This is a genomic window from Burkholderia sp., assembly GCF_018375725.1.
GTDB lineage: Bacteria > Pseudomonadota > Gammaproteobacteria > Burkholderiales > Burkholderiaceae > Burkholderia.
In genome coordinates, this window is record NZ_JAHACR010000209.1 from 1 (window position 1) to 7,625 (window position 7,625).

The window sequence follows — 7,625 nt, forward strand, 5'->3', positions numbered from 1 at the left end:
GCCGCCGACTGTCTCGATCGCCTGCGTGCGGCCGTCGCGGACCTGCAGCACGGCGCGCGCGCTGTGGGCCGGCCGGAGCACGACCGGCTGCGGATCGGATTCGTCCGCGTTCATGCGGTCGGCCTTGAGCATGCCCGACGCATCGAAGCGGCCGATCCATACGCCGGTGATATTGGTGCCGTCGTTCGATTCCTCGACTTCGAGCGTATCGCCGTCGCGGTCGCCCGCGAGCAGCACCACCTCGCCGGTATCCGCGAACTGGTATTCGCCATGCACGCCCGGCTCGTCGTCCTTCGGGCCGAGGCGCACGACGATCTGCCGCGCGCCGAGCGTCCCTTCGTAACGCGGCAGGCGAGCAAAGGCGGGATTGGGTTTGAGCGGCCGAGCAGGCGCGGTGTCGTCCTGCTGCGCGTTTGCGGCATCGGCCTGCGCCGCCCGCATGTCCGCCGCGCATGCCGCTGTCGTGACCGAGCCCGCCGCCAGCGCGCACGCCACGACAAGCGCCCGATGCCATCCCGTATATCGACCCACCGTCCTGCTCTCCTTGTGTCAGATTCGCTCGACAATCGCGGCGCGCCCTTGGCCGCCGCCGATCCATATCGCCGCCCGGATGCGTCGTATCCCGCACAGCGTCTTTCCCGAACGAAAGCACCCTGCGGCACGGCTGACGCGCCGCAGGCACGTCAGCCGCGCAACAATTGCTCCACCGCATCCTTGCGCGGAATCGGCGCAACGGCGCCATAGCCGGTCGTGGACAATGCCGCGGCCGCATTCGCATAGCGCGCAGCAGTAAACGGGTCGTCACCCGCGACCAGCCGTGCGACAAACGCGCCGCCGAAGCAGTCGCCCGCGCCCGTCGCGTCGATTGCCGCGACAGCAAAGCCCGGCACGACGCGCCGCTCGTGGGGTGTCGCGACGTACGCGCCTTCCTTGCCGAGTTTGAGCGCGACGACCTGCGGGCCGAGCTCGAGCATCGCATCGACAATCGCATCGCGATCGTCCGCGCCCGTCAGCGCCGTGACATCGTCCCAGCTGGGCAGGCAGATATCCGTGAGACGCAACGCCTCGCGCATGACCGCGCGAGCGCGCGGCAGCGGCCACAGCTTCAGGCGCAGATTGGTGTCGAAGCTGACCTTCGCACCGTGATTGCGCGCATGCCCGATCGCCGCAAACGCGGCATCGCACGCCGCCGTGCCGATCGCGAGACTGATCCCCGACAGATGCACCGCCTGCGCGGCTGCGAGCGCGTCGAGCGGCAAGTCGTCCGGCGCGTAGCGGCTGGCGGCCGACCCGGCGCGCAGATAGTCGAACTGATGGCCGTTCGGCCCGTGCGTGACGAAGTACACGCCCGTCGGCGCATCGCGGTCGATACGCACGAAATCCGTGTCGACGCCTTCGCGTTGCCACAGCTCGCACAGCAGGCGGCCGAACTGATCGTCGCCGACGGCCGATACGAAACCGGCCGACGCGCCCTGGCGCGCCGCGGCGATGCAGAAGTTCGACGTGTCGCCGCCGAAGCCCTGCAGGAACTCGGGATGCCCCGGCCGCGACTGGTTGAACTCGATCATCGCCTCACCGAGCGCGAGGATCGCGGGATACTGCACCGACATCCGTTACACCTCGCCCCAGAGATCGTGACCGTCTGCGCCCGTGATCTTCACGGAAACGAAGTCGCCCACCTTGTAGCGCTTCGACGCCTTCGCCGCCGGCTCGACATAGACGACGCCGTCGATTTCCGGCGCGTCCGCCGCCGTGCGGCCGATGCCGCCTTCGGCGCCGACTTCGTCGATCAGCACCTTGAGCGTCTGGCCGACCTTGCGCTGGATGCGCTGCGCCGACACTTCCTCGGCCACTTCCATGAAACGGGCGCGGCGTTCCTCGCGCACCTCGTCGGGCAGCGCACCGTCCAGCTCGTTGGCGGTCGCGCCTTCGACCGGCGAGTAGGCGAAACAGCCGACGCGATCGAGCTCGGCTTCACGGATGAAGTCCAGCAGCGTCTCGAACTCCGCTTCCGTCTCGCCCGGGAACCCGGCGATGAACGTGCTGCGGATCGTCAGGTCCGGACAGATCTCGCGCCACTTCTTGACGCGCTCAAGCACCTTCTCGGCATTCGCCGGGCGCTTCATCCGCTTCAGCACGTCCGGATGCGCGTGCTGGAACGGCACGTCGAGATACGGCAGCACGTGGCCCCTGAGCGGGCCTTCGGCCATCATCGGGATGATTTCGTCGACGTGCGGATACGGATAGACATAATGCAGGCGCACCCACGCGCCGTATTGCGCGGCCAGTTCGCCGAGCGCGCCGACGAGCTCGGTCATGCGCGTCTTGAGCGGGCGGCCGTTCCAGAAGCCGGTGCGGTATTTGACGTCGACGCCGTATGCGCTCGTGTCCTGCGAAATCACGAGCAGTTCCTTGACGCCGGACTTGAACAGGTTCTCGGCTTCGAGCATCACTTCCGCGACCGGACGCGACACGAGGTCGCCGCGCATCGACGGGATGATGCAGAACGTGCAGCGGTGGTTGCAGCCTTCGGATATTTTCAGGTACGCGTAGTGACGCGGCGTGAGCTTGATGCCGGCGGCGGGCACGAGATCGACGAACGGATCGTGCGGCTTCGGCAGATGCGAATGCACCGCCTGCATCACCTCGCCGACCGCATGCGGACCGGTGACGGCGAGCACCTTCGGATGCACTTCCTCGATCAGGCCGGAGCCGCTCGCGCTCTTCTTCGCGCCGAGACAACCGGTGACGATCACCTTGCCGTTTTCGGTCAGCGCCTCGCCGATCGCGTCGAGGCTTTCCTGCACGGCTTCGTCGATGAAACCGCAGGTGTTGACGACCACGAGATCGGCGCCGTCGTAGGTGCCGGAGATTTCATAGCCCTCCGCGCGCAACTGGGTGATGATCTGCTCGGAGTCGACGAGGGCTTTCGGGCACCCGAGGGAGACGAAGCCGACTTTGGGGGATTGGGACATCGGGAATAATGGGTGTGGCGGCAAAACCGAGAGTTTACAGCTATTTACGGTTCAGCGACCCAAAACAAGCAGCCGGTGGCGGCGTTGATCGGCAGCTTGAATACGCAGCGCGATGGACGGCCGGTCGTGAAATGGCGCTTGATGCGTCCCTTTCACTTCGGGATGAGGGGTTGTCGACCTATCCTCCGCGCCACGTCCGGCGAGGCGCGCTCGGCATGTTCCTTCGCGCCGTCGAGGAGGGTCGGATGCCGACCGGCTGGCGACACGCTTACGGAATAATCGGAAGGGGCATCGGACTGAGTGAGGACGCTCGGAGAAACTTAACGCAGTGTCCGGGATTGGTTGACCACTTCATCATCGTCATCGTCCGCACTCGGCGACGACCCATCTCATAGCCTTCCCGACGTAGCGGACGCGCCAGCATCCGCGCCCCGGCAAACGGAGACTCCATGTGCAATTCGTCGCTCGATCGCATCAGCAACTGATCTGCCCCGTTCACCGGCTGCGGCCGGGTAATATACGCCCGATCTCGCTCGAAACGCTCGCGGACCATCGCCAGCCGCTGTTCCGCCGTCGAGCGTCGCCGACGCTCCAAGTATGTCAACACGGCCATCACTTCCTGCCGGGTGTGAGTCAAAAACACAGTCTTATGCCTGCCAGGTTAAGTGAGCGGCGATGTCCGGTGTTTCAGAGAGCCGCTCCAGCCACCAAACGTTAAATATTGTTGAGAAACGTTTGCGTCGTTTATTGACAGATTCAGATCTCAAAACGGTTGTCCGTTATTGATGCAAGCTCCGGATGCGGCTCATCTGTTTCTCGTGAAAACCAGCGGACAGCGAGGCATGGCCGCCCGGCAGATCCAGCCGGCTACCGGTAAGCGAAGCGTTTGCTAAAGGGAAGTAGTGTCGTGATGACAGTGTTAGGTTGTATCGTTCACAAGCACAATATCTGGCTCGTGATTCTCTCCGCGCTGCTGTGCGGCGCCGGCTCGTGGGTCACGGCCCGGCTGTTCCAGCGGACGTTGAGCACGACCGGCACGCAGAAGATCGGCTGGGAGTTCCTCACGGCCATTTCGGCCGGCGTGGCGATCTGGTGCACGCACTTCATCGCGATGCTCGGCTTCAATACAGGCGCACCAGTCAGCCTCAATGCGCCCCTGACAGTCCTCTCGCTGCTCATTGCGCTCTGCGGCAGCACCATCGGCTTCACGGTGGCAGCCACCCGCCTGACGCGCTATACACCTGCGCTGGGCGGCGCCATCGTCGGTCTGGCGATCGTGCTGATGCACTATACCGGCATGATCGCGTGGCGGGTGCAGGGCATCGTGTCGTGGGACATCGGCTATCTGGTTGCCTCGATCGTCCTTTCCGTCACGCTCTCGGCCGCCGCGCTGCATCTTGCGATGCGCCCGGATCCGCAGGCGGTCAATCACATGGCCGGCATGCTGAGCCTCGCGATCCTCGCGCTTCACTTCACCGGGATGACGGCACTGAACGTGACGCCGCTGAATGTTGGCGGCGAATTCTCGGACACGAGCGCCCTGCACACGCTCGCGCTCGCCATTGCGGGCATGTCGCTCGTGATCGTCTGCACGGGGCTCGTGAGCTACCTGATCGACAGCAACGTCCGGGCCGAGTCGCTCGAACATCTGCGCCAGATGGCGCTGAGCGATGCGCTGACAGGCCTGCCGAACCGGGGCAGCTTCAACGAACGTCTGGATCTCGAAATCGCACTGGCCAACGAGCGCGGCGGACGACTCGCCCTCATCGGGATCGACCTGAACCGCTTCAAGGAAATCAACGACCTGCGCGGGCATCATGCCGGCGACGAAGTGCTTCGCATCCTTGCGCGGCGCATGACGAACATGCTGGAAAACAATGAATTCGTAGCGCGAATCGGCGGCGACGAATTCGCCGCCATCAGCCGCATGGATGACGGCACGAATCTGCCGGACTTCCTCGCCCGGCTGGAAGCCGTCCTGCACAAGCCCGTGCGGCTGGATGAATACGAAGTCGTGCCGGGCGCCAGCTTTGGGGTATCGATCTATCCCGACGACGCGCCGAACAAGACGGGGCTCATCAACAACGCGGATCTCGCGATGTACCGCGCCAAGGGCAGCATGACGCGCACCATTTGCTTCTACGAGTCGTCGATGGACGAACTGGTGCGCGCGCGCCGCAGCCTGGCCGCCGATCTGCGCACGGCGCTCACCGACAACCAGCTGAGCCTTCACTATCAGGTGCAGGCCTCCCTCTCGACCGGCGAGATCTGCGGCTACGAGGCACTGCTGCGCTGGAAGCATCCGACGCACGGGTTCGTTCCGCCTGCGGAATTCATCCCGCTTGCCGAAGAGAACGGCCTGATTCTGGAGATCGGGGAATGGGTGCTGCGCGAAGCGTGCAAGGAGGCCTCGGCCTGGGATCCGCCGTACATGGTGGCGGTCAATGTTTCGGCTGCGCAGTTCATGCACGTCAGTCTGGCCACGCTCGTCGCCGATGTGCTGACCAGCACCGGCCTGCCAGCGGCGCGCCTGCAGCTCGAACTGACGGAGTCGACCATCTTTGCCGATCGCGAGCGTGCGCTGCATACGCTGCGGCAGATCAAGGCGCTGGGCGTGAGTGTCGTCCTGGACGACTTCGGCACGGGTTATTCATCGCTCGACACGCTGCGCTCCTTCCCGTTCGACAAGATCAAGCTCGACCAGCTGTTCGTGGCCGAGACCGACGCCGAGGCAAGCGCGGTCGACCGCGCCATCATCCGCTCGGTGCTTGCGCTGGGTAAGAGCCTGAAGATTCCCATTCTGGCGGAAGGCATCGAGACGCCCGACCAGCTCGCGCTGCTTGCGGACGAAGGCTGCGACGAAGCCCAGGGCTTCCTGATCGGCCGGCCGCTGCCGCTCGCGGAGATTGTCGACAGCGGCCAGATCACGCTGACCGGATCCCGCCATGACGCTCCGCCCGCTGTCATACCGAAAATCGTGTCGCTCGCCGAGCAGTAAGACAAAGCATTGTGAATGCGGGCAGGCCGCGTGGCGCCAGGCCACGCGGCCTGCCCTGTACCGCGTCAGCCCGGCAAATTTCTCTGCCCGGGCTCCGCGGTCACTTCTTTTCCGGCTCCGATCCCGGCTGCTTGAACGGGAACGTGCTGAACATCGACTTCGCCTGGTTCTGCATCTGCTCCTGCATCTGCACGAACATGTTCTTCGACTGTTCGATGTAGCTGCTCATCATGCCCTGCATCATCGGCGCCTGCATGTTCATGAACTGCGACCAGACTTCCGGATTCATCGCGTTGCTTTCGTAGAGGTTCTTCGACTGATCCGCAAGCTTGTTCTGGATGTCGATGAACGCCTGGATATTCTTTTCCAGGTAGGTGCCCATCATGCCTTGCATTGCATGTCCGTAGAAACGGATGATCTGCGACAGCATCGACGACGAGAACATCGGCACGCCGCCGCTCTCTTCCTCAAGGATGATCTGCAGCAGGATGCTGCGGGTCAGGTCTTCGCTGGATTTCGCATCGACGACCTTGAAGTCCTCCTGATCCAGCACCAGCTGCTTCACGTCGGTGAGCGTGATGTAGGTGCTTGTCTCTGTATCGTAAAGCCGGCGGTTCGGATACTTCTTGATGAGCCGCTCGCCCGTTTTCTTTGTAGTAGTCATGTAACGCCTTTGAGTGCCAGCGTAGCGCAGTGACGAACCCCCGCCGCCCGGCATGCGGGCGGCGGGGCGCGATCGAAACACCGGACCGTGCGGTCCGGCCACGGGCCTCAGCCCATGTGCAGGCCGCCGTTCAGCGAGAAGTCGGCGCCGGTCGCGAAGCCGGAGTCGTTCGATGCCAGCCACGCGACGATCGAGCCGATCTCGTCGGGCGCGCCGAGGCGGCGAACGGGGATCGTCGCGACAATCTTTTCGAGCACGTCCGGGCGGATCGCCTTGACCATGTCGGTGCCGATGTAACCGGGCGACACGGTGTTGACCGTCACGCCCTTCGTCGCGACTTCCTGCGCGAGCGCCATCGTGAAGCCGTGGATACCGGCCTTCGCGGTCGAGTAATTGGTCTGGCCGAACTGGCCCTTCTGGCCGTTCACCGACGAAATATTGATGATCCGGCCCCAGCCGCGCTCGACCATGCCGTCGATCACCTGTTTCGTCACGTTGAACAGGCTTGTCAGGTTGGTATCGATCACCGCGTTCCAGTCCTCGCGCGTCATCTTGCGGAACACGACGTCGCGCGTGATGCCCGCGTTGTTGACCAGCACGTCGACCTCGCCGACTTCGGCCTTGACCTTGTCGAACGCTTCCTTCGTCGAATCCCAGTCGCCGACGTTGCCTTCCGACGCGATGAAATCGAACCCGAGCGCTTTCTGGTCCTCGAGCCATTTCACGCGGCGCGGCGAATTCGGGCCGCAACCCGCGACCACCTTGAAGCCGTCCTTCAGCAGGCGCTGGCAGATGCTGGTGCCGATGCCGCCCATACCGCCGGTTACGTAAGCAATTCGTTGGGACATGAATCTCACTCCATTTTTTTCGGTTTCGAGAGTAGCCGAGCGGCGTCCTCTGACTTCACGCGGCGCCGGACGGACGCGCGGCCCGGCCGGTGCCGAAAGGCGGATTACGGACGTTCGACCGCGAGCGCCACGCCCATGCC

Annotated in this window: 6 protein-coding genes; 1 reads left to right on the forward strand and 5 read right to left on the reverse strand. The window is 64.2% G+C overall.

All coding sequences use genetic code 11. The features are described from left to right. The 3 genes from KH616_RS18370 to rimO all read right to left on the reverse strand — a co-directional run. Positions 1 to 531: hypothetical protein (locus tag KH616_RS18370; RefSeq protein ID WP_292249126.1), on the reverse strand; the 531-nt coding region annotated here is incomplete at its 3' end. 152 nt (positions 532 to 683) lie between these two features. Beyond that, positions 684 to 1,610: a sugar kinase gene (locus KH616_RS18375; protein WP_292249129.1), complete on the reverse strand. Its 927-nt coding sequence runs from the start codon at positions 1,608 to 1,610 to the stop codon at positions 684 to 686. Positions 1,611 to 1,613: 3 nt separating this feature from the next. Continuing rightward, positions 1,614 to 2,975: a 30S ribosomal protein S12 methylthiotransferase RimO gene (rimO, locus tag KH616_RS18380; RefSeq protein ID WP_292249131.1), complete on the reverse strand. Its 1,362-nt coding sequence runs from the start codon at positions 2,973 to 2,975 to the stop codon at positions 1,614 to 1,616. A gap of 910 nt (positions 2,976 to 3,885) precedes the next feature. Here rimO and KH616_RS18390 point away from each other — a divergent pair. Next, complete coding sequence (locus KH616_RS18390; RefSeq protein WP_292249140.1) at positions 3,886 to 5,973, forward strand: bifunctional diguanylate cyclase/phosphodiesterase; 2,088 nt, start codon at positions 3,886 to 3,888, stop codon at positions 5,971 to 5,973. Between the two features lie 100 nt (positions 5,974 to 6,073). Here KH616_RS18390 and phaR read toward each other — a convergent pair whose 3' ends face one another. Together phaR and KH616_RS18400 are read right to left on the reverse strand one after the other, a co-directional pair. After that, positions 6,074 to 6,637 (reverse strand): polyhydroxyalkanoate synthesis repressor PhaR, encoded by a 564-nt coding sequence (gene phaR / locus KH616_RS18395; protein ID WP_292249134.1) that lies wholly within the window; start codon positions 6,635 to 6,637, stop codon positions 6,074 to 6,076. 107 nt (positions 6,638 to 6,744) lie between these two features. Beyond that, positions 6,745 to 7,485, reverse strand: a complete 741-nt coding sequence (locus KH616_RS18400) for a 3-ketoacyl-ACP reductase (protein ID WP_292249137.1) — start codon at positions 7,483 to 7,485, stop codon at positions 6,745 to 6,747. Positions 7,486 to 7,625 lie beyond the last annotated feature (140 nt).